Source organism: Nocardiopsis moroccensis (genome assembly GCF_055763695.1).
Map to the genome: position 1 here is coordinate 1,960,661 of NZ_CP199747.1, position 25,345 is coordinate 1,986,005.

General features: G+C 71.4%; 22 protein-coding genes. 7 read left to right on the top strand and 15 right to left on the bottom strand.

What is annotated here, in order from left to right; translation table 11 throughout:
* Positions 1–33: 33 nt before the first annotated feature.
* Together ACUKCB_RS08825 and ACUKCB_RS08830 are read right to left on the bottom strand one after the other, a co-directional pair.
* Positions 34–723 (bottom strand): response regulator, encoded by a 690-nt coding sequence (locus ACUKCB_RS08825; RefSeq protein WP_191270359.1) that lies wholly within the window; start codon positions 721–723, stop codon positions 34–36.
* Positions 690–2,075, bottom strand: a complete 1,386-nt coding sequence (locus tag ACUKCB_RS08830; RefSeq protein ID WP_473040033.1) for a sensor histidine kinase — start codon at positions 2,073–2,075, stop codon at positions 690–692. The genes ACUKCB_RS08825 and ACUKCB_RS08830 overlap by 34 nt, the downstream gene beginning before the upstream one ends.
* A 183-nt stretch (positions 2,076–2,258) precedes the next feature.
* On the opposite strand from ACUKCB_RS08830, the gene purB reads away from it, so the two are divergent.
* Both purB and ACUKCB_RS08840 read left to right on the top strand, forming a co-directional pair.
* Positions 2,259–3,689 (top strand): adenylosuccinate lyase, encoded by a 1,431-nt coding sequence (purB, locus tag ACUKCB_RS08835; protein WP_473040034.1) that lies wholly within the window; start codon positions 2,259–2,261, stop codon positions 3,687–3,689.
* 215 nt (positions 3,690–3,904) lie between these two features.
* Entirely contained in the window at positions 3,905–4,168 is a 264-nt protein-coding gene (locus tag ACUKCB_RS08840; protein WP_473040035.1) for a hypothetical protein, read from the top strand.
* Between the two features lie 40 nt (positions 4,169–4,208).
* Here ACUKCB_RS08840 and ACUKCB_RS08845 read toward each other — a convergent pair whose 3' ends face one another.
* The 4 genes from ACUKCB_RS08845 to ACUKCB_RS08860 all read right to left on the bottom strand — a co-directional run bounded on the left by ACUKCB_RS08845 (position 4,209) and on the right by ACUKCB_RS08860 (position 9,440).
* Positions 4,209–4,613, bottom strand: a complete 405-nt coding sequence (locus ACUKCB_RS08845) for a four-helix bundle copper-binding protein (protein ID WP_473040036.1) — start codon at positions 4,611–4,613, stop codon at positions 4,209–4,211.
* A gap of 12 nt (positions 4,614–4,625) precedes the next feature.
* Positions 4,626–5,978 (bottom strand): cytochrome P450, encoded by a 1,353-nt coding sequence (locus tag ACUKCB_RS08850; protein ID WP_473040037.1) that lies wholly within the window; start codon positions 5,976–5,978, stop codon positions 4,626–4,628.
* 97 nt (positions 5,979–6,075) lie between these two features.
* Complete coding sequence (locus ACUKCB_RS08855; protein WP_473040038.1) at positions 6,076–8,115, bottom strand: CocE/NonD family hydrolase; 2,040 nt, start codon at positions 8,113–8,115, stop codon at positions 6,076–6,078.
* Positions 8,116–8,126: 11 nt separating this feature from the next.
* A complete protein-coding gene (locus ACUKCB_RS08860) occupies positions 8,127–9,440 on the bottom strand; it encodes an ATP-grasp domain-containing protein (protein WP_473040039.1) in 1,314 nt (437 codons plus the stop codon).
* A gap of 212 nt (positions 9,441–9,652) precedes the next feature.
* Between ACUKCB_RS08860 and ACUKCB_RS08865 the strand changes: the two genes are divergently transcribed.
* Complete coding sequence (locus ACUKCB_RS08865; RefSeq protein ID WP_473040040.1) at positions 9,653–10,813, top strand: SDR family NAD(P)-dependent oxidoreductase; 1,161 nt, start codon at positions 9,653–9,655, stop codon at positions 10,811–10,813.
* A 48-nt stretch (positions 10,814–10,861) separates the two neighbouring features.
* A complete protein-coding gene (locus ACUKCB_RS08870; protein ID WP_473040041.1) occupies positions 10,862–11,827 on the top strand; it encodes a TIGR03557 family F420-dependent LLM class oxidoreductase in 966 nt (321 codons plus the stop codon).
* A 39-nt stretch (positions 11,828–11,866) separates the two neighbouring features.
* Here ACUKCB_RS08870 and ACUKCB_RS08875 read toward each other — a convergent pair whose 3' ends face one another.
* On the bottom strand, positions 11,867–12,409 hold the full coding sequence (locus ACUKCB_RS08875) for a DUF1360 domain-containing protein (protein WP_473040042.1): 543 nt from the start codon (positions 12,407–12,409) through the stop codon (positions 11,867–11,869).
* The gene (locus ACUKCB_RS08880) at positions 12,402–14,273 is read right to left on the bottom strand and encodes a glycoside hydrolase family 15 protein (RefSeq protein WP_473040043.1); all 1,872 of its coding nucleotides are present in this window, start codon (positions 14,271–14,273) and stop codon (positions 12,402–12,404) included. The genes ACUKCB_RS08875 and ACUKCB_RS08880 overlap by 8 nt, the downstream gene beginning before the upstream one ends.
* Positions 14,274–14,443: 170 nt before the next feature.
* On the opposite strand from ACUKCB_RS08880, the gene ACUKCB_RS08885 reads away from it, so the two are divergent.
* Complete coding sequence (locus ACUKCB_RS08885; RefSeq protein ID WP_473040044.1) at positions 14,444–15,457, top strand: SDR family oxidoreductase; 1,014 nt, start codon at positions 14,444–14,446, stop codon at positions 15,455–15,457.
* A 379-nt stretch (positions 15,458–15,836) separates the two neighbouring features.
* Positions 15,837–16,742, top strand: coding sequence for a sigma-70 family RNA polymerase sigma factor (locus ACUKCB_RS08890; RefSeq protein ID WP_473040045.1), 906 nt, complete (start codon positions 15,837–15,839; stop codon positions 16,740–16,742).
* A gap of 55 nt (positions 16,743–16,797) precedes the next feature.
* On the opposite strand, the gene ACUKCB_RS08895 is transcribed toward ACUKCB_RS08890, so the two are convergent.
* The 4 genes from ACUKCB_RS08895 to ctaD form a co-directional block, all read right to left on the bottom strand.
* Positions 16,798–17,655 carry a Rieske (2Fe-2S) protein gene (locus ACUKCB_RS08895; RefSeq protein WP_473040046.1) on the bottom strand — a complete coding sequence of 286 codons (858 nt, stop codon included), beginning with the start codon at positions 17,653–17,655 and terminating at the stop codon, positions 16,798–16,800.
* A 10-nt stretch (positions 17,656–17,665) separates the two neighbouring features.
* On the bottom strand, positions 17,666–18,481 hold the full coding sequence (locus tag ACUKCB_RS08900; protein ID WP_473040047.1) for a YqjF family protein: 816 nt from the start codon (positions 18,479–18,481) through the stop codon (positions 17,666–17,668).
* A gap of 70 nt (positions 18,482–18,551) precedes the next feature.
* A complete protein-coding gene (locus tag ACUKCB_RS08905; protein ID WP_473040048.1) occupies positions 18,552–18,914 on the bottom strand; it encodes a hypothetical protein in 363 nt (120 codons plus the stop codon).
* Positions 18,915–18,964: 50 nt separating this feature from the next.
* A complete protein-coding gene (gene ctaD, locus ACUKCB_RS08910; RefSeq protein WP_473040049.1) occupies positions 18,965–20,632 on the bottom strand; it encodes an aa3-type cytochrome oxidase subunit I in 1,668 nt (555 codons plus the stop codon).
* 550 nt (positions 20,633–21,182) lie between these two features.
* Here ctaD and ACUKCB_RS08915 point away from each other — a divergent pair.
* Positions 21,183–21,572, top strand: a complete 390-nt coding sequence (locus ACUKCB_RS08915; protein ID WP_473040050.1) for a DUF2267 domain-containing protein — start codon at positions 21,183–21,185, stop codon at positions 21,570–21,572.
* A 100-nt stretch (positions 21,573–21,672) separates the two neighbouring features.
* Here the strand turns inward: ACUKCB_RS08915 and ACUKCB_RS08920 are convergent, their stop codons facing one another.
* From ACUKCB_RS08920 to ACUKCB_RS08930, 3 genes are all read right to left on the bottom strand, one after another.
* Positions 21,673–21,978, bottom strand: coding sequence for a hypothetical protein (locus ACUKCB_RS08920; RefSeq protein ID WP_473040954.1), 306 nt, complete (start codon positions 21,976–21,978; stop codon positions 21,673–21,675).
* Positions 21,979–22,043: 65 nt separating this feature from the next.
* A complete protein-coding gene (locus tag ACUKCB_RS08925; protein WP_473040051.1) occupies positions 22,044–23,852 on the bottom strand; it encodes a thiamine pyrophosphate-requiring protein in 1,809 nt (602 codons plus the stop codon).
* 49 nt (positions 23,853–23,901) lie between these two features.
* Complete coding sequence (locus ACUKCB_RS08930) at positions 23,902–25,086, bottom strand: alcohol dehydrogenase catalytic domain-containing protein (RefSeq protein WP_473040052.1); 1,185 nt, start codon at positions 25,084–25,086, stop codon at positions 23,902–23,904.
* Positions 25,087–25,345 lie beyond the last annotated feature (259 nt).

The following is a 25,345-nucleotide window of genomic DNA, read 5'->3' on the forward strand; positions in this document are numbered from 1 at the left end:
GCGTGCGGCTGCGGGGGCGGAACCGCCGGGCGGTCAGCCGCTCTGGGTGCGCAGGTAGGCGAGGACCGCCTGGACCCGGCGGTGCACGTCGTCGTCGGGGGCGAGGTCGAGTTTGGCCAGGATGTTGCCCACGTGCTTGCCCACCGCCGCGTCGCTGACCACCAGCCTGCGGGCGATGGCCCCGTTGGAGTGCCCCTCGGCCATCAGTTCGAGCACCTGGCGCTCCCGCGCGGTCAGCCGTTCGAGCGGGTCGGAACTGCGGCGCAGCAGCTGCCGGACGACCTCGGGGTCGACGAAGGTGGCGCCCTCCACGACCCGGCGCAGCACCGAGGCGAACTCGCGGACGTCGCCCACCCGCTGCTTGAGCAGGTATCCCACGCCCTTGCCGTCGCCGGAGTCGAGCAGGTCGGTGGCGTAGCTCAGCTCCACGTACTGGCTGAGCGCCACCACCGCCAGCCCGGGATTCTCCTTGCGCAGCCGAACGGCCGCGCGCAGCCCCTCGTCGGTGAAGTCCGGGGGCATCCGGATGTCGGTGACGACCAGTCCGGGACGGTGTTCGGTGACCGCCTCCACCAGGGCGTCGCCGTCCTCGACCGCGGCGACCACGGGGAACCCGAACCGTTCCAGTACGCCCACCAGCCCCTCGCGCAGCAGCACCCCGTCCTCGGCGAGAACGGTCGGTACGGGGGTCACGGCATCGGGTTCCGGGGAATCGGTCCGCACGGCAGCTCCACTCGGATTCGGGTCGGCCCGCCCTCGGGGCTCGTCAGCCCCATTGTGCCGCCCATGACGGCGACCCGGTCCCCGAGCCCGGTCAGCCCGCTGCCGTGCACGGCGTCCGCTCCGCCCCTGCCGTCGTCGGTGACCTCGACCGACAGGATCGCGCCGGCGCCCTCGGCCCTGGGGTCGGCGGGGGCGAGATGGGCGCGCACGGTGACGGAGTCGGCGTCGGCGTGCTTGTAGACGTTGGTCAGCGCCTCGGCGACCACGAAGTAGGCGGTGCCCTCCACGTGCGCGGGCAGGCGGTGCGGGATCGCGGTCTCCACGGTGACGGGGACCGGGCAGTGGTCGGCCAGTTCCTGCAGGGCGTCGTGGAGTCCGCGGTCGGTGAGCACACGCGGGTGGATGCCGCGCACCAGTTCGCGGATCTCGTCGATGAGCTCGTCCGCCTTGGCCTGGGCGGCGGCCACCCGGCGGTCGGCCGGTGAGTCCTCCTCCAGGTCGACGCGGGCCATGCCCAGGTCCATGCTGAGCGCCACGAGCCGCTGCTGGGCGCCGTCGTGCAGGTCGCGTTCGATCCTTCTGCGCTCGTACTCGAAGGCGTTGACCAGCCGGGCGCGGGACTCGGTGACCTGGTCGAGTTCGGCCCGCAGTTCCTCCTTGGGCGGGCCGACCAGGAGGGCCCGGGCGATGACCCCGTGGCCGTAGGACATCAGTCCGCAGGTGTAGAGGAGCAGTGCCGCCAGGAGTGGGGAGAGCAGGATGTAGGGCAGGGCCTCGGCGGGGGTGGTGAGGGCGACCCAGCCCACGACCACCGGGGACTCGTTCTCGTCGGCCAGCAGGAGGGGGCTGATCGCCAGGAGGACCGTGGCGCTCGTCAAGGTTGCCGTCACGAGGAAGGCGAGGCCGAAGACGGGGAACATCACCGTCGCGTAGGCGACCTCGCGCCAGGTGGCGGCTTCGGTGTAGCGGGTGCGGACCCACCCCCACAGGCCGGGCGGGGGGAGGCGGTGCCCGCTTCCGTTCTCCCCGGGCAGGACCAGATGCAGGCGTCGGCGTTCCAGTGCGCCCAGGGGGATGGCGATCAGCGGGGCGAAGCAGAACGTCATGAGCGCGCCGAACGTGAACCAGAACGCCAGCGGGCCAGTGGCGTCCTGCTCCCCCAGTGTCGCGACGAACACCGTCCAGGGCGTGTAGACGGGCAGGGCGACCAGGAGCAGGAGACCGCCGACGAACAGGGTGGTCAGGGTGTAGGCCAGGGACCGCCACGGCCAGGCGGTGAGCAGGTACCTCGGGCTCGCCAGTGCCTGGAGCAGGGTCCCCGGTCCGCCTCTCCGGCTGTTCAGCGTGGTCATGCCACAACGCTAGGGCGCCGGCCCCGGGCCGGGACATCCGCCGGGCCCGCCACTTCACGGTAGGGACGGCCCTACCCGGGGCACCGGGGGCGTGCCGACCTGGCGCCACGGGTGGTCCGACGCGAGCGCTGGGGGTGGGCCGACGCACGCCCGCCCCAGTTCAGGGCGATAGGGTCGGACGACGTGAGCGCGAAACCTCTGATCCCCGATGTCCTGGCTGCCCGCTACGCGTCCGCGGAGCTGACCCGGCTGTGGTCCCCCGAGTACAAGGTGGTCGCCGAACGGCGACTGTGGCTGGCCGTGCTGCGTGCCCAGGCTCGTCTGGGCGTGGACGTTCCGGCCGGTGTGGTGGAGGACTACGAGAAGGTCCTCGAACAGGTCGACCTGGCCTCCATCGCCGAACGCGAGCGCGTCACCCGGCACGACGTGAAGGCACGGATCGAGGAGTTCAACGCCCTCGCCGGGCACGAGCACGTCCACAAGGGCATGACCTCGCGTGACCTGACCGAGAACGTCGAGCAGCTCCAGGTGCGGGACAGCCTGCTGCTGGTGCGCGACCGGGTGGTGGCGCTGCTGGCCCGGCTCGGGCGCCTGTCCGCCGAGTACGGTGAGACCGTCATGGCCGGCCGCTCGCACAACGTGGCCGCGCAGGCCACGACCCTGGGCAAGCGGTTCGCGTCGATCGCCGACGAGGTGCTGGTGGCCCACGGCCGCCTGGAGGAGCTGATCGCCCGGTACCCGCTGCGCGGGATCAAGGGCCCGGTCGGCACCGCCCAGGACATGCTGGACCTGCTCGGCGGCGACCGCGCGGCGCTGGACGCCCTGGAGAACGAGGTCGCCGCCCATCTGGGCTTCGAGCAGCGGTTCACCAGTGTGGGCCAGGTGTACCCGCGTTCGCTGGACTTCGAGGTGCTGACGGCGCTGGTGCAGTTGGCCGCGGGCCCGTCCTCGCTGGCCAGGACGATCCGCCTGATGGCCGGGCACGAGCTGGTCACCGAGGGCTTCGCCGAGGGCCAGGTGGGTTCGTCGGCGATGCCGCACAAGATGAACACGCGTTCGTGCGAGCGGGTCAACGGTCTGACCGTGATCCTGCGCGGTTACGCGTCGATGACCGGTGAGCTGGCGGGCGACCAGTGGAACGAGGGCGACGTCTCGTGCTCGGTGGTGCGCCGGGTGGCGCTGCCGGACGCGTTCTTCGCCTTCGACGGCCTGGTGGAGACCATGCTGACGGTGCTGGACGAGTTCGGTGCCTTCCCCGCGGTGGTCTCCGCGGAGCTGGACCGCTACCTGCCGTTCCTGGCCACCACCAAGATGCTGATGGCCGCGGTGCGCGCCGGCGTGGGCCGGGAGACCGCGCACGAGCTCATCAAGGAGCACGCGGTGGCCTCCGCCCTGGCCATGCGCCAGGAGGGCGCGGACAACCAGCTGCTCGACCGGCTCGCCGCCGATGAGCGCTTCCCGCTGGACCGTGCCGCCCTGGACGCCCTGCTGGCCGACCGGATCACCTTCACCGGCGCAGCTGCCGACCAGGTGGCGGCCGTGGTGTCCCGGATCGAGGGGATCACCGCCGCCCGCCCCGAGGCCGCCGCCTACACTCCGGGCTCGATCCTGTAGGCCCCCGCCCGTGACAGGGCCCCGGTCCCCCGACGCCGCCGAGAGCGGTTCGGCGGGGGCCGGGGCCCTTCGTCGTGTGCGGTCCCGCCCGCCGGGAACACCGTTACTGGACCGCCCCGGGTATGACGCAGTTCACTCGCGCTAACACTGGGTTTAAAAGTTAACGCCTATTACGGTTGTGGGTGTCGGAGCGTCCCACGACCCTCGGAGCCCCCATGATCGACCCGACCTCGTTCGGCACCGCACTGACCGCGCTGGCGGTCGCCGCCGCGATGGTCATCGCCTTCGGCCTGGCCGCCCTGTCCGACATGGCCATGCGCCGCCGCGAGGACCGCGCCGCGGCTGCCGGCCCGGCCGGCGAAACCCGGGGCTCGGCAGACAGCGGAGAGACCCGCACCGAACAGCCCGGCCGAACCCGCGAGCTGGTGGCCAGCGCGCCGACCGGCGACCCGGCCGCCAACGGCTCCTCCTCGGGCTGACGGAGACCGCGCCCGGGTACCCGGGCGCGACCTTCCCCCCTCACACGAGGGCGAGCACCAGGTCCCGGCACGCCCGCGCACAGTCACGGCACGTCTGGGCGCAGACCCGGCAGTGCTCGTGGTGCTCCGCGTGCTGCTCGCACTCCTCGGCGCACCTCTCGCAGGCCTGGACGCACGCCTCCAGGACCGAGGTGACGAAACCGTCCTCCTCGGCGGTCCGGCGTACGAGGACCTGCTGGGTGGCCGCGCAGAGCTCGGCGCAGTCCAGGTCGGAGCGGGCGCAGGAGATCAGTTCGGCCACCGTCTCCTCCCGCATGCAGGCGTCCGCGCACACCGCGCAGACCTGCGCGCAGAGCCCGCACGCCTCCACCGCGGCGCGCACCTTCTCCCCCACCCCCTCCGGGTCGTCGGGGTGGGCGTACAGCATCTGTCCGATCACGCTCATGGCCGCTACCTCCTATCTCGTTTCCGCTACTGCGTCCCTGTACGAGAAACGCAGGTCGAAGTGGTTCAGCGAGGCGGGAAGGGCCCGGGATCGCAGGGGAGGTCCCCCGTCCTGTCGGCGCGGCGTCCCCCCTGCGAGCAGCGACCGCAGGAAGAGGGAGACGGTCAGCGGGACCAGCTCGCGCCCCGGGCACCCGGCCGGACCGTAGCTGAAGGGGAGCAGCCCGGGCTCGTCCTCGGCGCGGCCGTCCCGCCAGACGTCGGGTTCGAAGGCGTCGGCGAAGGAGAGCCGGGAGGAGTCCCGGTGGAAGTAGGTGCTCAGCACCAGGAAGGCCGTTCCCGCGGGAATGGTCCCGTCGCGCCAGGCGGTCTCTTGGGTACTCTCCCGGATCACCACCAGGGTGGTCGGCCACAACCGGACCGACTCCCGCAGGGTCGCCCGCAGCAGGGGCAGGTCGTTGCCGTTCCGGGACCGGGCCTCGGCACGGACCTCCTCGGCGGCCGGTCCGAGGGAGGTCAACAGGGCCAGGGACCGGTAGGCGGCGATGGCGGCCGCGTCGAAGGCGAACAACCAGTGGGCCACCTGGTCCTCGGGCCGCTCCCCGGAGCCGGGCCGCCCCAGCGCAGCGGCCAGACTCCCGGGCCCGGCGCGGTCGATGTTCCCGCGCACCCGGTCGAGGAACTCCCTCCTGAGGCTCCGGTCCACCGGGAGCAGGTACGACCAGTTGGCGCGTGCCCGCAGTGCGCGCAGAAGTTCGGTGGTGCGGTGGTCCCGAGCCGCGAAGGCCCCGAAGACCACCCTGCGAGCCAGGGCGTCGAAGGTCTCGGAGAACCGCGACCAGTCCAGCACCCCGTTCCCGGAGCGGGCGTCGCGCAGCGCCCCGGCCAGGGCGCGCGCCTCCTCGTCCGCGTGTTCGGCGATACCGTCCGCCTCCGGGTGGACCGCCCGTCCCGGGGCCAGGGCCTCTTCGTTGGCCGCCCGCCGCTCGGGGCGGAAACGGTGTTCGGAGACCAGCGCGCCGTGCGGCTGGAAGTGGGAGAGCGCACCCCGCTTCTCGGAACCCCCGGGGGAGAACGGATCCGGGGTGTCGCAGAGCAGTCGGCGCACGTCCTGCGCCGCCAGCACCAGGGCGACGCGGCGCCCCAGGTAGTTCAGCGGCAACGGGTCGTCGCCGTGCCGTTCACGCAGTGCGCGCAGGGTCGAGACGATTCTGCGGTCACTGTCGGCCCCGGTCACCAGGGCCTCCCCCAGGGGACGGCGCACGATGGCCCCGCGCGCCACGGTGGGCAGCAGGACCGAGGACAGCAGCCCCGCGGTCTCCGCCGGACTCGTCCCCCTCGTCCTGCGCCGCTGATCGGTGTGCATGGGCTCCCGGCCTCCGGTGGTCCGCCCGCGCGGTGCGGGCTCGTGGTCGTGGCTGGCTCGTGGGGTTGCGAACCGCTCTCGGTTGAGTGCGTGCGGTTCACACGTGGTCGCGGGGCACGGTCTCCGTCCACTGCCGGGAGAAGATCCGCTCCCCGGACTCGTAGGCGTCGAGTGTGGCGTGGACCCGGAACCCGTCCTCGGTGCACTCGAGCGTCGTGTGCGTCTCGGTCCTGGTGTGCCACTCCCCTCTGGAGAAGCACATCGTCCACGCCGATCGGCCGCGCGCCGAGGTGAAGTCGTCCCCCACCGCGTCGTAGACCTCGTGGGCCCTGCGGGTCACGTCGAGGTCGATGTCGTCGAGGTGCAGGATGCCCCCGTCCTTGACGATCTCCAGGGAGAAGCGGTTGTCCGCCAGGTTCCGGTGGACCGACCAGCTGTGTTCGCCCGTGCGTTTGCGGGTGGTCGCGATGGCGGGGGTCGCCTCCGGCGGGTCGAAGCCCTCCCACTCGAACCCCTCCCACTGGGAGCTCTCCTCCTCGGGCGCCGGACGCACCGGGAGGACGAGGGCGCTCTGCGTGGGGTGGACCGACATCAGCACCGGCCGCGGCGGCGGCCAGGCGAGCGGCCAGTAGGAGGTGGACAGCGACAGCCGTACCCGGTGCCCGGGCGGGAAGGCCTGCGCGACAGCGTTCATGGTGACCTCCACCCGGTAGGGCTCACCCGGGACCAGCATGCGGGGGGCCTCGTGGCCGTCCCGGTGGGTCAGGTTGAGCAGGCCGTAGGTCACCCGGGTGGCGCTGCCGTCGGGAGCCACGTCGCACAGCCGCGCGGCGACCATCGCGACGGGTTCGGTGACGGAGAGTTCGAGGACCACCCGAGTGGTCCCCAGGATCTCCAGCCGCTCCCGCAGGGGGTCGGTGTCGAAGACCAGGGACCCTCCGTCCTCCTCCCGCTGGTCGTAGGGCAGGTCCGGCGGTGCGCTGTAGGAGGCCCACTTGCCCGCGAACTGCCCCACGGACAGGGGCGAGCGGATGGTCTGCGCCGCGGTGGTCCCCTGCTCCCCCGGAGAGAGGAGCTGGTTCTCGGACAGCGGCAGGGCGAGGTCCTCGACGCGGTCGGAGGGCCACCGGGGCTCGTGCACCCAGCGTCCGGGACGCTCCCGGTAGGAGGTGGAGGGCGGGACGCTCTCCTGCATCCAGACCCAGAGCCCGGTCTCCTTCTCGACCCCGTTGTCCTCCCCCTTGGTCCAGCGGTCGAGCCAGCGGACCACTTCCTGGAGGTAACCGATCGCCGGGCCGGGATCGCCCATGTGCGGGTACCGGTGTGACCAGGGGCCCACCAGGCCCTTGACCGGGGTGTCGAGGTGCTCCATCAGCCTGAGCACGGCGTTGGAGTAACCGTCCGCCCAGCCGCTGGAGGCCAGGACCGGGCACCCGATCCGGGCGTAGTCCTCGCTGACGGAGGCGTGCCGCCAGTAGTCGTCCCGGCGCTGGTGCCGGAGCCACTCGATGGTCCAGGGGCGGTTGGCCTCCAACCGGTCCAACCACATGCTCCGCCAGTCCGGACCGACGATCTCGGGGTCGGGCGGGCAGGTGCTGTAGGCGAACGTCGTTCCGGCCTCGGCCAGGTTGTCCGAGAGCAGGCAGCCGCCCATGTAGTGGAAGTCGTCGGCGTAACGGTCGTCGGTGAAGGAGGTGATGGCGATGGTGCGCAGGCTCGCGGGTCGGCGTGCGGCCACCTGCAGGGCGGAGAACCCGCCCCAGGACAGGCCCATCATCGCCGTGCTGCCGTCACACCAGGGTTGTTCCGCGAGCCAGGCCAGGACCTCCTCGGCGTCCCGCTGCTCGCGTTCCAGGTACTCGTCGGTGAGCACGCCCTCGGAGTCGCCCGTACCCCGCAGGTCGACGCGCACGCAGGCGTAGCCGTGCCCGGCGATGTAGGGGTGGTGCATGGAGTCGCGCACCGCGGTCAGGTCCCGTCTGCGGTACGGAATGTACTCCAGGACCGCGGGTACGGGGGAACGGTCCGAGGAGCCGGGCCGCCACAGCCTGCCCGCCAGGCGCACACCGTCCGACATCGGCACCCAGAAGTGCTCCTCGGATCGGATCTCGTACGGTAGTTCGTCCACCAGGTGCATGCGGGTCCTCCTCAGCTCCGCGCGGTCTCGTCCTCGGACCGTCTCCGGTCGTCCTCGACCTCGAACCGGAGGCCCTTCACGCAGCGTTCGTACTTGGCATGCATCTCGAGTTCGTCCGCGCCGCCGATGACGATCTTGGCCAGTTCGTAGCTGTAGCTGTCCTGGGCGAGCATCTCGGAGAGCCGCTGCCCCTCCCGTGGAACGATGTGGATGCGCACCCCGGGCAGGGAGCGTTCCAGGTCCGCCACCTCCTCCGGGGTGGGGATCCGGGTGACGACACCGTCCCGGAACCTGCGCTGGAACCACTCCGCCGCCACCGCGTACTCCCCCTCGGCCGAGGCGGGCAGGGCCGGGTCCCGCCCCAGCGCCATACGGAGCACACGCTCGTGGTTGGCCACCCCGTTCACCAGCTCGAAGAGGGGTGTGTGGCTCTGCGAGTGCCGGGGGTTGATCTCCACGATGGCGAGCTCGTCCTCGAGCGGGTCGTAGAAGAACTCGACGCTGAACGTCGAGTTGTCCAGCCCGTGCTGTCGGATGACGCGTTCGGAGATGTCGGTGATCCGCCGTTGGACCCCCTCGGGCAGGCCGGAGGGGTACTGGTGGCGCAGGAAGGACGGGTTCCCCGGGAAGTCGACCGAGTCCAGGATGGCGTACACGTTGACGTCGCCCTGGTACACGTATCCCTCGGAGGCGGTCTGCGACCCGTGCAGGGCGCCCTCGGCCAGGCAGTGGTGCCGGCCCACCGCGGCGACCCGCTCCGGCAGGTCCACCCGTTCCAGAATGCTCTCGAAGGGCCGTCCGATCCGGTCGATGCCGCGGCGCAGGCGCTCGACCGCGTCATCGAAGTCCCGATCGTTGCCCACCCGGTAGGCCAGTTCGGAGGAGGCCGACTTGATGGGTTTGAGCCACAGGGGGTAGCCGAGGTCCGGTTCGAGGTCCCGCCGGGGGTCGGGCGAGTCCAGGTCGACCAGGGAGAAGGGCGGGTGGGCGTCGGTGACCTGTTGCTGGAGGAGTCGGCTCCAGTACTTGTGCTCGCACCTGACCACCGCTTCCAGGTTCGGAGCGGGCAGCCCGCGTTCGGCGCACAGGATCGGCAAGAGCAGGGTGATGGGGAAGTCACGGAAGCCGATGATGGCGTCCACCGTGCCATCGAAGTCGTCGAGCAGGGCTCTGGCCGAGGCGAGGGTCTCCTCGATGTCGATCTCGCCGCTCTGGAGTTCCTCGATGCTCAGCAGCCGGTGGAACCTGCAGTCCCGGCCGGTCGGGGTCCGCTCCAGCAGGTCGAGGTTGCGCTCGTCCAGGCCCATGACGAAAACGTTTCTCATGTCCTACACCGTCCTTCGCACAGGAGTGTGGGTGACAGGGACGGGGGATCTACTCACGCGCCTACCCGGCGCACTCCTGTCTCATACGTACCGTCCGCGCGGCTTCGGCCGAGGGCGGCGAACAGCTCCGACCTCGGTTTTCCCGCCGGGAACACCGGGTAGCCGTACTCGCACATCCCCCGTCCCGTGCATCCGACCGAACGGGGGCTTCGATGCTCGGCCCGAAGACGTTCCCGACCCTGGCCGGGGCCCGTTGGGCGTGGAAACGGCACCGTCGCGGTTCCACCCGGCCCGGAGCGACGTCCGCCGGCCGCAGGGGCGCCGGACTCCTCGCCTGGGGCGCGGCGGGGGCCGCCCTCGGCGCGGGGGCGGCGGCCCTGTCCGCGCGCGGGAAAGCCCCACGCATGAACGGGAAGGTCGTCCTGGTCACCGGTGGTTCACGCGGGCTGGGGCTGCAGCTGGCCCGCGAGTTCGGGGCCAGGGGCGCCACGGTGGTGATCTGTGCCCGCGGCCGGGAGAACCTGGACCGGGCGGTCGCCGATCTCACCGGGAGGGGTGTGCGTGCCCACGGGGTGGCCTGCGACGTCACCGACCCGGAGCGGACCACGGCCCTCCTGGCGGAGGTCGACGAACGGTACGGCCGCCTGGACGTGCTCGTCAACAACGCCGGGATCATGCGGGTGGGTCCGCAGCAGGTCCTGGCCGAGGAGCACTTCGCCCAGGCCGTGGACACCGTGTTCCGGGGGCCGTTCCACCTGTCCCGCACTGCCGTGGAGCGGATGCGAGGGCGGGGCGGCGCCATCGTCAACATCACCTCCATCGGTGCCTACCTGTCGGTACCGCACCTGATGCCGTACTCGGTGGCCAAACACGCGGAGGCGGCCCTGTCCGAGGGCATGGCGGCCGAGAGCGCCGGTACGGGGGTGCGCGTCACCACGGTGGTGCCCGGTCTGATGCGCACCGGTTCGCACCGCGGTGCGGTGTTCGACGGCGACCCCGAACGCGAGTACGCGTGGTTCGCCCTGCTGGCCGGGCTGCCGCTGCTCAGCGTGAGCGCCGAACGCGCCGCCCGCCGCATCGTCGACGCGGTCGTGCGCCACCGGGGCTTCCTCGTCCTGACTCCGGCCGCCCGGCTCGGTCTGGCCGTCCACGGCCTCGCTCCCGGGCTCGTCCAGGAGACCTCGCGTCTGGTCGGGCGGCTGCTGCCGGACACGCCGTCCGCCCCCGGGGAGCGTTCGGGTTCACAGGCGGCCCGGAGCCGGACGGGGCGCGCGGTCGGCGTCGTCACGGCCCTGAACGAGCGGGCCTCCGACCGCCTCAACCAGGTCTCGCGCACCCGTCAGGCGCGCAGTGCGCGAGCACGGCGGAGCTGAGCGCTGCTCGCGGACCGCCGGCGACCCATCTCCGACAGGGAGGACGTCATGGCACGTTTCGGATACTTCCTCGCCAGTGAGGAGCACGGGCCGAGAGAGCTGGTACGCCAGGCCCGGGCCGCGGAGGCGGCCGGCTTCGACGCGCTTTGGATCTCCGACCACTACCATCCGTGGTTGGGCGCCCAGGGGCAGAGCCCGTTCGTGTGGTCGATGGTCGGGGCGATCGGCCAGGTCACCTCCCTGCCCGTGACCACCGCCGTGACCTGCCCCACCACCCGGATCCATCCGGCGGTCGTGGCACAGGCCGCGGCCACCGCCGCGACCATGACCGACGGTGGCTTCGTCCTCGGCGTCGGCACGGGCGAGGCTCTCAACGAGCACATCCTCGGCGACCCCTGGCCGCACGCGGCCCGGCGGCTCGCGATGCTGGAGGAGGCCGTCGAGGTGATGCGCGGCCTCTGGGGCGGCGGGACGTTCAGCCACCACGGGGAGTTCTTCACCGTGGACACCGCGCGCCTGTACACCCTGCCCGAGGAGCCGCCGCGGATCCACATGTCCGCCTTCGGCCACAGGGCCACCGCGCTGGCCGCCCGTATCGCGGACGGTCTCGTCCAGGTGGCACCGGCTCCCGAGACGATCGCGGACTTCCGCGCCGGGGGTGGGAAGGACAAGCCCGTCCAGGGCGGACTCAAGGTCTGCTGGGCCGAGAGCGAGCGGGAGGCGGTGCGCACCGCGTACGAGCGGTGGCCCACCGAGGCACTGCCCGGGGAGTCGGTGCAGATGCTGCCCTCGCCCCGGCACTTCGAACAGCTCACCGCGGAGCTGGTCACCCCGGAGGCGGTCGCCGAGAAGGTCACCTGCGGAGCCGACCCGCACCGGCACGTGGCCGCGATCGAGAGGTACCTGGAGGCGGGGGCGGACGAGGTGTACGTCTGCCAGGTCGGGGACGACCAGGAAGGGTTCTTCGGCTTCTACGCCGAGGAGGTCCTGCCCAGACTCCGCGCCCTCGAGTGAGCGGGACGGGGCCCGAGCCCCGTACGCCTCCCCTCCCGGTCATTGCTGTGCCTGCTGCAGACGCGCATAGGCCAGTTGCAGCCAGTCCGACACCGCCACGGTGCTGAACACCGCCCCTGCGCTACGGGTGAGGGTGGGAGCGAACACCAGCCCGAAGGCGTACCCGGTGGCCACCCACTGGGCGGTGCAGAAGGGGCAGGTGAGCAGTTCACCGACCGCCTTGCGGCCGCCTTCGCCACGCGGCTCCTCCGCGAGTTCGGAGGGCCCCGACACACCCCGGAAACGGGTGAAAAACGCCCGCAACGGACTGGTGACCGGATCCTTGGCCAGCATCCGCCCCAGTTTGTGCGTGGTGAGCCCCATCAGCGCCAGGTCCCAGGGCCCCACGGCGGCCGCGGCCCCCCTGGTGTCGAAACGGCGTGCGAGGAGTACACCCGCCCCGACCAGGCCAGCGTAGGCCGAGGCGACCATGGTGTACCCGGCGAGCGGCTGGTCACTGTTCCCCCGGTAGGCCCGGGCCTCCCTCCGCAGAGCCGACCCGACTTCCCCGGCTTCCCGCGCGCCGGTGTTGTCGTCAGCCATCGTCGTCCTCCTTTCTTCGTCTGTCTCCGCTCCCGCCGCCGGTCCTGTCGCGGGCCCAGCGGTGCAGTGCCTCGGCGTCGTCGGCCGCGTCGAGGTTGACGGCGGCCTCCACCAGGGCGAGGTGGGTGAACGCCTGGGGAAAGTTGCCCAACTGGTCCCCGTCCGAGGTCATCTCCTCCGCCTGGAGGCCCAGTTCTCCGGAGCGTGCGCACAACCGGTCGAACCTCCGCCGGGCCTCCTCCGACCGCCCGGCGAGCACCAGGGCGGACACCATGTCGTAGGAACAGAGCAGGAACGCGCCCTCCGGCGTACCGATCCCGTCGTCGGTCCGCCGGGGGTCGTACCTGTGGACGAGCCCCGGCCCCTCCCCCAGTTCCTCCTCCACCCGTTCCAGGGTGCGCAGTACGCGCGGGTCGGTCCCCCGGAGGAACCCCAGGAGCGGTATCCGCAGCAGCGACCCGTCCACGGCGCTCGCCCCCCGCGACTGGACGAAGGAACCCGTGGCGGGGTCACAGCAGTGCTGGAGGACGTACTCGCGGATCGCCCGGGCGTTCGCCCGCCATTCCCGCAGCGGCACCTTCTCCTCGCGGCCGGTGATCTCCGCGAGCCGGATCCCCCGGTCGAGGCACACCCAGGCGTAGACCTTGGAGTGGGTCCAGTGCCGCCGGGTCGAGCGGACCTCCCACAGCCCGTTGTCGGGTTCCCGCCAGAGTCCGCACGCCGACTCGACCACGGAGTCGAGCTGGTCCAGCTCGCTCGCCCGCAGGTCGCCGGTGGCTTCCTCGTAGCACAGGGCCGCGTCGAGGACGTGTCCGTACACGTCGAGCTGGTGCTGGGAGTACGCGGCGTTGCCGACCCTGACCGGTCGCGCACCGCCGTACCCGGCCAGGTGGTCCAGGGTCTCCTCCTCCGGGGGCGGTTGCTCGTCCACCGCCTGCACGGGAGGGATCCAACCGATGTCCCTGGCACACATCCGCAGCAGGAAACGCAGGTAGCTCCTGGCCTCCTCCTCGTGCCCCAGACGCAGGAAGGCCAGGACCACCAGGGCGGCGTCACGGTGCCACACGTAGCGGTAGTCCCAGTTCCTGGTCCCCCCGCGGTGTTCGGGCAGGGAGGTCGTGGGCGCCGCGATCAGGGCGCCGCTCTCCTGGTACAGGAGGCCGCGCAGGACGACCGCGCTGCGCCGGACGTGGGGGGCTCCCGCCCCCTCGTAGCGGGTCCTGCCCGCCCAGGACCGCCAGGCGTCGAGGGTCTGCCGGAGCAGTGCGCGCCCCGTGCCCGGACCCACCCGCCGCTCACCGCCCAGATAGTCCAGGGCGAGCACGGCGCTCTGGCCCTCGGAGAGCTCCGCACGGAACTCGGGGTCTCCGTCACCTGCGAGGGCGGGAGCAGGAGTCCCCGACACCAGGAGCCCCGACTCCTCCCGCAGGGCCCCCTCCGCCTGTGCCCACGCGGGCCGCGAACGCCCGAAGTCGGGACGGGCCCGCAGCAGGGAGCACACGGACGCGCTCCCCTTCCGGCACTCGATGATCCTCACCAGGAGGCCCTCGCGGTACGGGCCGGTGCCCTCCTGCGGCATGCGCGCCGCGAGCAGGTCGTGGCTGACGAGCTCCACGTCCTCTCCGCGCCACAGGGTCCGCAGCACGAGGCTCTCGTCCACGTAGGTCCGGCCCACCGGGCGCGCCCCCTGGACCTGGAGCGTCCACTCACCGCCGCGTTCGGGGTCCAGGATCCCCGCGAGTACGGCGGGCCCGTCGAACCTCGGCGCGCACAGCCAGGTGACCGCGCCGTCCGGGTCGGTGAGCGCGGCGGTGTGGCAGTCCGAGAGGAAACCGTGCTCCCCGATCGGTGTCGTCCGCCCCATCAGCCCTCCCGCCGTCGCCGCGGTGCTCCTCTGTGCTCGACTGCCCTCGGGAGCCTCCGACAAAACAGCGGTTCCCCGGCCGCGACGGACCGGCACATAAGTGTTCCCCCGCCCGGGTAGCGCAGGCGGGGAGACCAGCACTGCCGTCGTCGGTGGGGAGGGGAGCCGGTATGGGGCCCGGGAACACGGAACCGGGGGTCGTCGTCATCAGCGGGGCCAGCGCGGGTGTGGGCCGGGCGACCGTGCGGGAGTTCGCCCGGCGCGGTTACGCGGTCGCCCTCCTCGCCCGCGGCGAGGAGGGGCTGGCCGCCGCCGCACGGGAGGCACACGAGGCCGGGGTGCCCGCGCTGTCGCTGCGGGTGGACGTCGCCGATGCCGCGGCGGTGCACGAGGCGGCACAGCGGGTCGAGAGCGAGCTCGGTCCCGTGGACGTGTGGGTGAACTCGGCCTTCGCGTCCGTCATCGCCCCCTTCGCGGAGGTCACCCCGCAGGAGTACCACCGGGCCACCGATGTCTGCTACCACGGCTACGTGCACGGGACGCGCACCGCGCTGGCGCTGATGGCGCACCGGGACCGGGGTGTGGTCGTGCAGGTCGGTTCGGCACTGGCCTACCGGGGCATCCCCTTCCAGTCCGCGTACTGCGGGGCCAAGCACGCGGTACGCGGATTCACCGACTCCGTACGCGCCGAACTGGTGGACGAGGGCTCACGGATCAGGCTGACGGAGGTCCACCTCCCCGCGGTCAACACCCCCCAGTTCTCGTGGGTGCGCTCACGGATGGGGGGCCGGCCCAGGCCGGTGCCGCCGGTGTACCAGCCGGAGGTCGCGGCCCGCGCGATCGTGTGGGCCGCCGAGCACCCCCGGCGCCGCCGGTACTGGGTGGGCGCGTCGACCGTGGGCACCGTCCTGGCGCAACGGCTCGCGCCGCGGGTGTTGGACCTGTGGCTCGGGCGGACGGGGCGGCGGGCACAGGTACGCGAGGCGCCCGCGCCCGACCGCGACAACCTGTTCGAGCCCGTGGACGACGACCGGGACTTCGGGGCGCACGGGGAGTTCGACGACGAGGCCCGGGACGTGTCCCCCCTGGACGCGCTGAACCGCAGGCGCCGCCTCCTGGCCCTGCTGGGCGCCGCCGTCTTCCTGGCCGGGGCCGTGGGCTACGCGGTCGACCGGGACCGGTGACGGGGGCGCGGGCCCCGGGCTCCGCGTGCTCCCGTGCGCTGTGCCCCGGCTGGGGTCGGAAGCCTTCCTTCCGGGAGCGCCCCGGGCCCCTCGAACGGCCCGGACGAAGCAGCCCTCGGACACCCGACCCCCGCCCGTCCCGGTGGAAAAGACCACGAAACGGTCTCGGAACGGCCCTGTGGGCCCAACGCGGCAGCAAGAGTCGGCCAAGACCGCACATCGGTGTTTTCCCTCCGCGCCGTCAAGGGCACCTCTGCCTCTGATGTGTTCTCCGTGGGCCGCGTCCCCCACACCAGGGTCCACGCGGAGAGCCGTCCGCAAGCGGAACACCACTCCGCTTTCGTACGGAGTCCCGTACACCGAGGACGAGGAGGCACACATGCACGCATCCATGACGACCGCCGCTGCGACGGGCCCCGCACAGACGCCCGTGGCTCCCGCCACCGGGAGAGAACCGGACCAGGAGGCCTCCGCCGAGGAGTTGCTCTCGGCCTTGCAGGGCCTGAACTGGGACGATCCCCTGGCCATGCGACTACGCGAACGGATCATGTCGCACTACCAGCCGCTGCTGAACCGCATCGCCCGTCGCTACGGGGGCCGCGGCGAGGACAGCGAGGACCTGCGGCAGACGGCCTACCTGGGGCTGGCCAAGGCGATCCGCGGCTACGAGCCCGACCGGGGCAAGGCCTTCATCTCCTACCTCCTGCCCACCGTCACGGGAGAGATCAAACGCCACTTCCGGGACCACACGTGGGCGGTCCACACACCACGCACCCCCCAGTCGCGCAGACCCCAGATGAGGCAGGCCAGGCGGGAACTGGAACAACGCCTGGCCCGTACCCCCTCCCACGCCGAGATCGCCCGGGAGATGGGGGTCAGCGTCAAGGAGGTGGAGGAGATCCTCCTGGTGTCCGAGGCCTACGACACCCTGTCCCTGGACGCGCCCGAACCCCGCGGGGAGGGCTCTTCCTCCCCCTGGGAACGGTTCCTGGGAGCGGAGGACCCCAATCTGGACCTGGTCGTCGAACGGGAGACCGCGCGGTCGGTCCTGAGGAGCCTTCCCGCCCGGGAGAGACTCATCCTGAAACGGCGCTTCTTCGACGAGTGGAAACAGGAGCGGATCGCCGAGGAGGTGGGCTGCTCCCAGATGCACGTCTCCCGACTGCTCGCGGCCTCACTGGAACAGCTGCACAGGGAACTGACCGACGACGAGTCTCCAGACTCCCCCCAGGGGGCGGCCCGTCGGCCGGCACCGGTGCCCCGGCCCAGGACCAGCCCTACCTGAGGCGGAGCGGACGGACGCCCGGGCACCCACCCGCTCCACCACCAGGCCCGTCGGACTACCTCGCGGCCACGGGGAGCCGGACCCACAACCGGTCGTCCACGACCGACGTCTCCAGTGCCTGCGGCGCAGCGGTCGCGGGACCGTGCACGACCGTGCCCCCGTCGAGCCGGAACTCGCTCCCGTGCCAGGGGCAGCGCAGACAGCCGTCGGTCAGTTCGCCCTCCGCCAGCGGCGCTCCCATGTGGGGGCACGTGCCCAACAGCGCGTACACCGAGCCCTGCGTACGGGCCACCACGACCGGAACGCCCTCCACCTCGTCCCCGACCGGGTCTTCCTCGGGGTACCGCTCCAGCGGCCCCAGGTCGTGCCAGCCCTCGGGCAGCAGGTCCAGGAGGTGGTCGGCGCTGTTGGCACCGGCCGCCCGGTAGTAGGCGAGGTGCCCGCCCAGCGCTCCGCCGAGGCCGACGACGCCGAGGCCGGCCAGGGCCAGGGCCCCGCCCCACCCCTGCCGCCCGCGCGCACGCGCCAGGGAGGAGGCGCCGAACAGCAGCGTCCCCAGTCCGTTGGCGGCAGCGTGCACCACGCCCACGCGCTGCTGGCGCTCGTGCTGGCGCGACCAGTCCGCCAACCCGCTGAGCACGGCGGGCGGGACGGTGAGCAGGCCGACGTTGACCAATGCGCGGGCGCCGCGGCGGTGGTCCCCGGGCAACAGGTCCAACAGGACCGCGGCGGTCCACGCCCCCAGGGGCAGATGGATCATGATCGGGTGGAGCGGATGCCCGAGTTGGACGCCGTGCAGTACGTCGCGCACCGCGCCGGCGGGCAGGCGTTCGGCGAGCCTGCTCATCCGGGAGACCGCCGGGTCGAGTCGGTCGTCGCGTTCGATCTCGCGGATTCGTTCACCGAGTCTCATACGGCCCCGGCTACCCCCGGTCGGCGGGCGGTACTCCCCCGGATACGCGCCTCGCACGAGCCTTGACCGGTATTTTCCCGGTGCTCGGCACGGTGGACGGGGTGAATTCGGCCGACACGCCGGGCGACCACAGGGCCGAGACCGGGGGCGTATCCGGGATCGGGATCCCTGCCCTGCGCAGGAGGTCGCCCTCGTAGGAGAAGGACTCGGCGCGGTGCAGGACCCACGGTGCGTGGCGGACCCGCACCCAGTGGGTGGCGCCCGCGTGGCGGGTGTGCAGCCCCCAGCGCGCGGTGACGAAGCGCTCCGTCGGGGTGGGGGCAGCGGGGTGTTCGTCCGCGGCGAGGCTCCAGCGGCCCCAGGCCCCGCTCCGGGGCAGGCGTCGCCGTACCGCCCCGGCGCACCGACCCGCCTCGTCCTGTCGGAGGGAGATGTCGGACCACAGGTAGGGGACCCCAGCCAGGGCCCTCCCGAGCAGGATGTTGTGCGGGGAGTCAGCGTCCATGGACAGGAAGACGACACCCTGGCGACCGTATCCGTCGATCGAGTACAGACGCAGGTTGACCTCGCGGAACCCGCCGACCGGCAGCACCCCCAGGGCCCGGGTGGAGGTGGCGTGGAAGGAGACGAGGCCCACGTAGGTCACTCCGTCGAGTACGTCCGGACGGGTGAACGGCGGCAGCAGGGACGCCACACGCCCGGGTTCCACCGACCAGTGCAGGAACGAGACCCGCGTCCATCCCTGGCTCAGCGCAACGGGCCCCGGCAGGGGCGGCGCCTGCGCCGGAGGCAGCCCCGCCGCAGGCCCCCGCTCCCTCTCCGCCATCTTCGGTCCCTCCACTCCTGTGCCGCGCTCACCGTTCCCGTGCCGGTCCCGCCCGACCGGGCCTGCGGCCTCAGTCCACGGTTCCGGTCTGCCCCCGGTAGACGAGGCTGCGCAAACCCGTGACCGCGTAACGGGCGCCACCGCCGTCGGGAGTGGGCAGGACCAGGACCTCCGTGTCCCTGCCCACGGTGTCCGGAGGCAGGCGGGCGCCGTCCATGGGCCCGCCGATCACCTCGAACGCGGCCTGGTGGCGGCCGCCCAGGCAGAACGGTACGACGGCCGCGACCAGTACCCCGGCGACGACGGCGAACACGGTCCCTCCGGTCCAGGTCCACATCATCATCAGACCGGCCGCGGACAGCAGGAGGGAGAAGACCGCGGCGGCCCGGCCGTTCCGGGGGACCGGACCCGGCCGGTGGTCACTCACACTCACAGCGGGGGCCTCCTCTTCCTCGGCTGCGCAACGTCTCGTCCCTGGCCCGCTCAGTTGCGTTCCGGATCGGTCCGGAACGGGGTCCCCGCGTACGGGTGGTTGAGGTCGAAGGCCGGACGCTCGGACCGGATCCGCGGCAGCGACGTGAAGTTGTGCCGCGGCGGCGGGCAGGAGGTCGCCCACTCCAGGGAGCAGCCGTGCCCCCACGGGTCGTCCACGGTGACCAGCGGCGCCCTCTTCGCGGTGATGAAGATGTTCCAGAAGAAGATGAGCGTGGAGGCCGCGAGCACGAACGAGGACACCGAGGAGATCTGGTTCAGCTCGGTGAACCCGTCACCGGGCAGGTAGTCCGCGTAACGGCGCGGGAAGCCCATCGCACCCAGCCAGTGCTGCACCAGGAAGGTGCCGTGGAAGCCCAGGAACAGCAGCCAGAACTGGAACTTGCCCAGCTTCTCGTTGAGCATCCTGCCGGTGAACTTGGGCCACCAGAAGTAGAAGCCCGCGAACATCGCGAACACCACGGTGCCGAAGACCACGTAGTGGAAGTGCGCCACCACGAAGTAGGAGTCGGTGACGTGGAAGTCGATGGGCGGAGAGGCCAGCAGCACACCGGTCAGACCACCGAAGAGAAACGTCGCCAGAAATCCGATACTGAAGAGCATCGGCGTCTCGAAGGTGAGCTGACCGCGCCACATCGTCCCGACCCAGTTGAAGAACTTCACACCGGTGGGAACCGCGATGAGAAAGGACATGAAGGAGAAGAACGGCAGCAGCACGGCGCCGGTCGGGAACATGTGGTGGGCCCACACGGTCACGGACAGGCCGGTGATGGCGATGGTGGCCGCCACCAGGCTCTTGTAGCCGAAGATCGGCTTGCGGCTGAACACCGGGAGGATCTCGGTGACGATACCGAAGAACGGCAGCGCGATGATGTAGACCTCCGGGTGCCCGAAGAACCAGAACAGGTGCTGCCAGAGGATGGCGCCGCCGTGTTCGGCGTTGAAGATCTGGGTGCCCACCATGCGATCGGCGCCCAGGGCGATCAGGGCCGCGGTCAACACCGGGAACGCGATGAGCACCAGAACACTGGTGAGCAGGGTGTTCCAGACGAAGATCGGCATCCGGAACATCGTCATACCGGGCGCGCGCATGCACAGGCCGGTGGTGATGAAGTTGACCGCGCCCAGGATGGTGCCCAGACCGGACACGAGCAGGCCCAGGATCCACAGGTCGCCGCCCAGGCCCGGCGAGCGGACCGCGTCGGACAGCGGGTTGTAGGCGAACCAGCCGAAGCTGGCCGCGCCGCCCGGGGTCAGGAACCCGCCGACGGCGATGAGGCCGCCGAACAGGAACAGGTAGTAGCTGAACAGGTTCATCCTGGGGAAGGCCACGTCCGGGGAACCGATCTGCAGCGGCATGATCACGTTCGAGAACCCGACGAACAGCGGGGTCGCGAACAGCAGCAGCATGATCGTGCCGTGCATCGTGAACATCTGGTTGAACTGCTCGTTGTTCATGATCTGCGTGCCCGGCGAGAACAGCTCCAGACGCATCATGAGCGCCAGCACGCCGCCCAGGAGGAAGAAGGCGAAGGAGGTGATCAGGTACATGTACCCGATGACCTTGTGGTCGGTCGAGGACAACCAACTCACAATGATCGAACCCTTGCCCCTCACCTCCTCCGGTTCCGAGGTCCGCACACTCGTCTCAACCGACATACAGTTCCTTATCAGGATCATGCACAGGAAAGCCCGGAACGGAATCCTTCGGATGAAGCGAAACACGAACGAGAGAAGGAGACCCCTCGCCCCTCCGCCCCCGGGCGACCCGCGCGAAAACGACCGTTACGATGATTTTGGCTTCGACGCCGACCCCGGAACGACAGGGCACGCGTACTCGACGGGGAATCGTGGCAGATCCTCCCACCCGATCAGCCAACCTAGCAAGCCCGAAAGCTTTCACCCGGGAAGCGCATCGGCCTCGGCGGGCGCCTTCTTCGAAACAGACTTGCCCCGTTCTTACACGACAGCCCATTTTCCACAAAAAACACCACAATATTCACACGTCACCATTGTCTGCTTTCTCGGGAGGCCCCGGGGTCCGCGTGCCGACCGAAGGGGACTCGCCCCCGACCGGGGCACGACCGCCGGTCCACCGCTCCCGCCCCGGTCGGCCCCGCCCGATCCGGTGATTCGGACCTTCCGTGGCCGGGCAGGGTGACCGGTACCGAACAAGGAGCTCGAACTTCGACGAGAGGCGAGGTGTGCGATGCGCTACGACGAGTTCCTGGCCGAGGTGCGCGAGCTCGGGGAGTACCGGGACCAGCAGGAGGCCGAACAGGTGACGTCGGCGGTCCTCTCGGTCCTGGCGACCCGGCTGCCGGGCCCGACCGCGGAGAAGCTGGCCGCACAGCTGCCGGAACCGCTGCGGGAGGGATTCCGGGAGGCGAAACAGCCGGAGGCCGAGTCCTTCGGGGTCGAGGAGTTCCACAACCGCGTGGCGGCGCTGCTCGGCGGGCGCGCACTGACGGCCGAACAGGACACGGGAGCGGTCCTGACGACCGTGGCCGAAGCGGTCTCCGGGGGCGAGCTGAACCAGCTCCTGAGCCACCTGCCGTCCGGCTACGCCGTGATGTTCGGCAAGGCCGAACTGTCCTGAACCCGTCCGGCCCTCGCACGGCCCGGGGAGGAGGCTTCCCGGGCCGCGCCGGCCGTCGGTGCCCGGCAACGTCGCCCCGACGAGCCCGTCCGGGCAGCCGTCACCGGTCGTCGAGCCGGTGCAGGGCCTGCTCCCAACGGCGACGCCGCTCGTCGCCGGACATCTCCCACCAGGGCACACCTCTTTCACCAAGGCCCTGTTTGGCCCACCCGACCCGCTGCCTCGCCCCGCGCTCGGACTCGGGGTCCCCCGCCCGCCGTGCCGCCGCGACGGCACGGCGGGCGGACATCAGGTGCCGGACCAGGCGCTCACGCACCCGCTCCGGCAGCAAGGGATCACTGGCGCGCCACCGCCGCCCCCGGATCAGGAGGTAACGGCCGTCGGGCGTGGTCTCGGGCTCGGACACGTCCCAGGCATGCCCGGTGGCACCCGGGACCACACCGCCCGCCTCGGAGGGACGGCCGGCCGCGGCTACCGACGGTGCGGCAGAAACTCCTGGATCTTGGTGGCCAGCCCGCGAGCCGCCACCCCCACCCGGTCGGGGTCGTCCGACAGGAGCGCCCTGAGCGTGTCGGTGACCTGCTCCCGTTCGGCCTGCGGCGGGATCGGCGGAACGTCACCGTCACAGCGCACGTCCAGCACCACGGGACCCCGCGCCGCCAGGGCCCGGTCCCAGGCCGGTCCCACGTCCTGCGGGCGGTCCACCCGGATGCCGGTGAGCCCGATCGCCTCGGCGAAGTCGGCGTAGGACATGTCCGGCAGGTCCTGGGAGTAAGGCGTCTTGGGCGATCCCGTCATGGCGCGCAACTCCCAGGTGACCTGGTTGAGGTCGTTGTTGTGCAGAACGCACACCACCAGGCGCGGGTCCTGCCACAGGTCCTGGTAACGGCGCGCCGTGAGCATCTCCATCAGCCCGTTCATCTGCATCGCCCCGTCCCCGACGAGGGCGACCGCCGGCCGGTCCGGGACCGCGAACTTGGCACCGACCGCGTAGGGGACCGCGCACCCCATGGTGGCGAGGGTGCCCGAGAGGGAGGCCCTGTTCCCCTCCCCCAGGCGCAGGAAGCGCGCGTACCAGTTGGTGACCGAACCGGAGTCGGCGGTGACCACGGCGTCATCGGGCAGACGCGGGGAGAGCTCACGGATCACCAGCATCGGGTTGACCGGGTCGGCGCCCACTTCGGCCTGGGCGTCCAGGACCGACCACCAGCGCCGTACGTTCTCCTCGACCGTGGCCCGCCACTCCCGACGTCCCTTGCTCCGCTCGGCGGACGGGTTCAACCGTTCGCTGAGCGCGCGCAGCGTACTCGCGGCGTCACCCACCAGGTTGACCTCGGTGGGGTAACGCATGCCGATGTAGCGGGGGTCGATGTCGATCTCCACGGCGCGTCTGCCGAAGGGCGGCAGGAACTGGGAGTAGGGCAGGTTGGAGCCCACGATGAGCAGGGTGTCGCAGTCGCGCATCAGCTCCCAGGAGGGCTTGGTTCCCAGCAGGCCGATGGACCCGGTGACCTGGGGCAGGGCGTCGGGCAGCACGTCCTTGCCCAGGAGTGCCTTGGCGATTCCGGCGCCGGTCGCGTCGGCCAGCTCCAGTACCTCCTCGGCCGCGCCCCGGGCGCCCTGGCCGACCAGGACGGCCACTCGTTCGCCCGCGTCGATCACCTCGGCGGCACGGTCCAATTCGGACTCGGGCGGCAGCACCGTGCCACCGCCGACCACGCGGTCGGGCGCGCTGGACGGCACGTGCTTGAAGGCATGCTGGGGCGGTGAGTAGTCGAGTTCCTGGACGTCGGCGGGGATGATCACCGTGGTCGGAGCCCGTTCGGACAGGGCTGTGCGCACGGCCCGGTCCAGGACGTTGGGCAGTTGTTCGGGGACGTTGACCGTCTCCAGGAAGGCCGAGGACACGTCCTTGAACAGGCTGTGCAGGTCGATCTCCTGCTGGTAGGCGCCGCCCATCGCGCTACGGCTGGCCTGGCCGACCAGCGCCAGGACCGGCACGTGGTCGAGTTTGGCGTCGTACAGGCCGTTGAGCAGGTGGACCGCACCCGGCCCGCCGGTGGCCATGCACACCCCAAGACCGCCGCCGAACTTGGCGTATCCCACCGCCTCGAACGCGGACATCTCCTCGTGGCGGCTCTGCACGAACCGCGGCCCGTCATCGACCTCGGCCATCTGCGCGACCAGCCCGTTGACGCTGTCCCCCGGATAACCGAAGATCTCGGTGACCCCCCACTGCGACAGTCGACGCAACAGGTGGTCTGCGACGTTCTGCACCATGTCCGCTCCTTTCCGCGGCCGTACGGCTCCGTCCCGCACACCGGTCGGTTCAGGGTTTGAAGACCACCTTGAAGGTCCCGTCCTCCTTGTGCTGGAAGCGCCGGTAGGCGTCGGGCGCGTCCTCCAGGGACAGGTGGTCGGTTGCGAAGTCCTCCACTCCCAGGACGTCCTCCTCGTCCAGGAGCGGGAGGATCTCGGGCACCCAGTGGCGGACGTTGGCCTGCCCCATCCTCAGCTGGATCTGTTTGTCGAAGAGTGTGAGCATGGGCAGCGGATCGGCCATACCGCCGTAGACACCGATCAGGGAGACGGTTCCGCCGCGACGCACCAGGTCGATCGCGGTCCGGAACGCGGCCAGGCGGTCCACCCCCGTGGTCTCCATGAGTTTGGCCGCCGCTCCCCGGGGCATCAGGGCGGCCGCGCGCTGGGCGAGCCAGGCCGATCCGTGCCCCTGGGCCTCCATGCCCACGGCGTCGATCACGGCATCCGGTCCCCGTCCACCGGTACGGTCGCGGACCTCCCGGACGAACTCGTCGGTGTCCTCGGCGGGGTCGAACACCTCGATCCCCCGGGCGGCGGCGCGGATGCGCCGTTCACGCACCGGGTCCGCGCCGAACACGCGCCCCGCCCCCAGGTGTTGGGCCACCCGGCAGCACATCTCCCCGATCGGCCCCAGGCCCAGAACGGCCACGGAACCCCCGCGAGGGACGTCCGCGTACCTCACGGCCTGCCAGGCCGTCGGCAGCACGTCGGACAGGAACAGGTAACGGTCGTCGGGACCCTGGTCGGGGACGGGGACGGCGTTGTTCTCGGCGCGCGGCACCCGTAGGTACTCGGCCTGGGCGCCCGGCACCGAACCGTAGAGCGAGCTGTAACCGTAGATGCTCGCGCCCATCCCCTGTTCCTCGACCCGGGTGTTGTCACACTGGGTCTGGAGCCCCGTCTCACACATCGGACAGTGGCCGCAGGAGATCTGGAAGGGGACGGCCACCCGCTGGCCGGGGGTCAGCGATACGACGTCCGAGCCCACCTCCTCGACCACGCCGAGTGGTTCGTGCCCGAGGACGTCGCCGGGGGTCATGAACGGCCCGAGGACCTCGTACAGGTGCAGGTCGGAACCGCACAGGCCGGAACTGGTCACTCGGATGAGGGCGTCACCGGGCTGTTCGATGCCGGGGTCGGGGACGGTCTCGGTCCGAACGTCTCGTGTACCGTTCCACAGCACGGCGCGCATGGTTCCCCCTGGTCACATAGCCGCTCGACGGAGGGGCGCCCCGCCCGGATCCCCCCAGACCGGGCGGGGCCCCTCCTCTTTCCGGAATGGTCTGTCAGTGGTTGGGCTCCGCCGCGCTCACGTCCGCCGGCGCGGAGCGCTCCCCGAGCGCCTGCGCGAGGTCGCCCATGGTCACTGCCTCCTCCGTGTTCGTCGTCCTCATGGGCCGCCCTAACCCGCCTCCGTCGCGGTAAAACCTCATCCGTCCCGCCGTCGCCCC

Coding starts and splice junctions, on each gene's coding strand:
- ACUKCB_RS08870 (WP_473040041.1), top strand. CDS start 10,862: ATGGCACGTTTCGGATACTTCCTCGCCAGTGAGGAGCACGGGCCGAGA.
- ACUKCB_RS08850 (WP_473040037.1), bottom strand. CDS start 5,978: ATGCACACCGATCAGCGGCGCAGGACGAGGGGGACGAGTCCGGCGGAG.
- ACUKCB_RS08930 (WP_473040052.1), bottom strand. CDS start 25,086: ATGCGCGCCGTGCTGTGGAACGGTACACGAGACGTTCGGACCGAGACC.
- ACUKCB_RS08885 (WP_473040044.1), top strand. CDS start 14,444: ATGGGGCCCGGGAACACGGAACCGGGGGTCGTCGTCATCAGCGGGGCC.
- ACUKCB_RS08915 (WP_473040050.1), top strand. CDS start 21,183: ATGCGCTACGACGAGTTCCTGGCCGAGGTGCGCGAGCTCGGGGAGTAC.
- ACUKCB_RS08925 (WP_473040051.1), bottom strand. CDS start 23,852: ATGGTGCAGAACGTCGCAGACCACCTGTTGCGTCGACTGTCGCAGTGG.
- ACUKCB_RS08900 (WP_473040047.1), bottom strand. CDS start 18,481: ATGGCGGAGAGGGAGCGGGGGCCTGCGGCGGGGCTGCCTCCGGCGCAG.
- ACUKCB_RS08840 (WP_473040035.1), top strand. CDS start 3,905: ATGATCGACCCGACCTCGTTCGGCACCGCACTGACCGCGCTGGCGGTC.
- ACUKCB_RS08880 (WP_473040043.1), bottom strand. CDS start 14,273: ATGGGGCGGACGACACCGATCGGGGAGCACGGTTTCCTCTCGGACTGC.
- ACUKCB_RS08890 (WP_473040045.1), top strand. CDS start 15,837: ATGCACGCATCCATGACGACCGCCGCTGCGACGGGCCCCGCACAGACG.
- ctaD (WP_473040049.1), bottom strand. CDS start 20,632: ATGTCGGTTGAGACGAGTGTGCGGACCTCGGAACCGGAGGAGGTGAGG.
- ACUKCB_RS08855 (WP_473040038.1), bottom strand. CDS start 8,115: ATGCACCTGGTGGACGAACTACCGTACGAGATCCGATCCGAGGAGCAC.
- ACUKCB_RS08865 (WP_473040040.1), top strand. CDS start 9,653: ATGCTCGGCCCGAAGACGTTCCCGACCCTGGCCGGGGCCCGTTGGGCG.
- ACUKCB_RS08875 (WP_473040042.1), bottom strand. CDS start 12,409: ATGGCTGACGACAACACCGGCGCGCGGGAAGCCGGGGAAGTCGGGTCG.
- ACUKCB_RS08895 (WP_473040046.1), bottom strand. CDS start 17,655: ATGAGACTCGGTGAACGAATCCGCGAGATCGAACGCGACGACCGACTC.
- ACUKCB_RS08830 (WP_473040033.1), bottom strand. CDS start 2,075: ATGACCACGCTGAACAGCCGGAGAGGCGGACCGGGGACCCTGCTCCAG.
- ACUKCB_RS08845 (WP_473040036.1), bottom strand. CDS start 4,613: ATGAGCGTGATCGGACAGATGCTGTACGCCCACCCCGACGACCCGGAG.
- ACUKCB_RS08860 (WP_473040039.1), bottom strand. CDS start 9,440: ATGAGAAACGTTTTCGTCATGGGCCTGGACGAGCGCAACCTCGACCTG.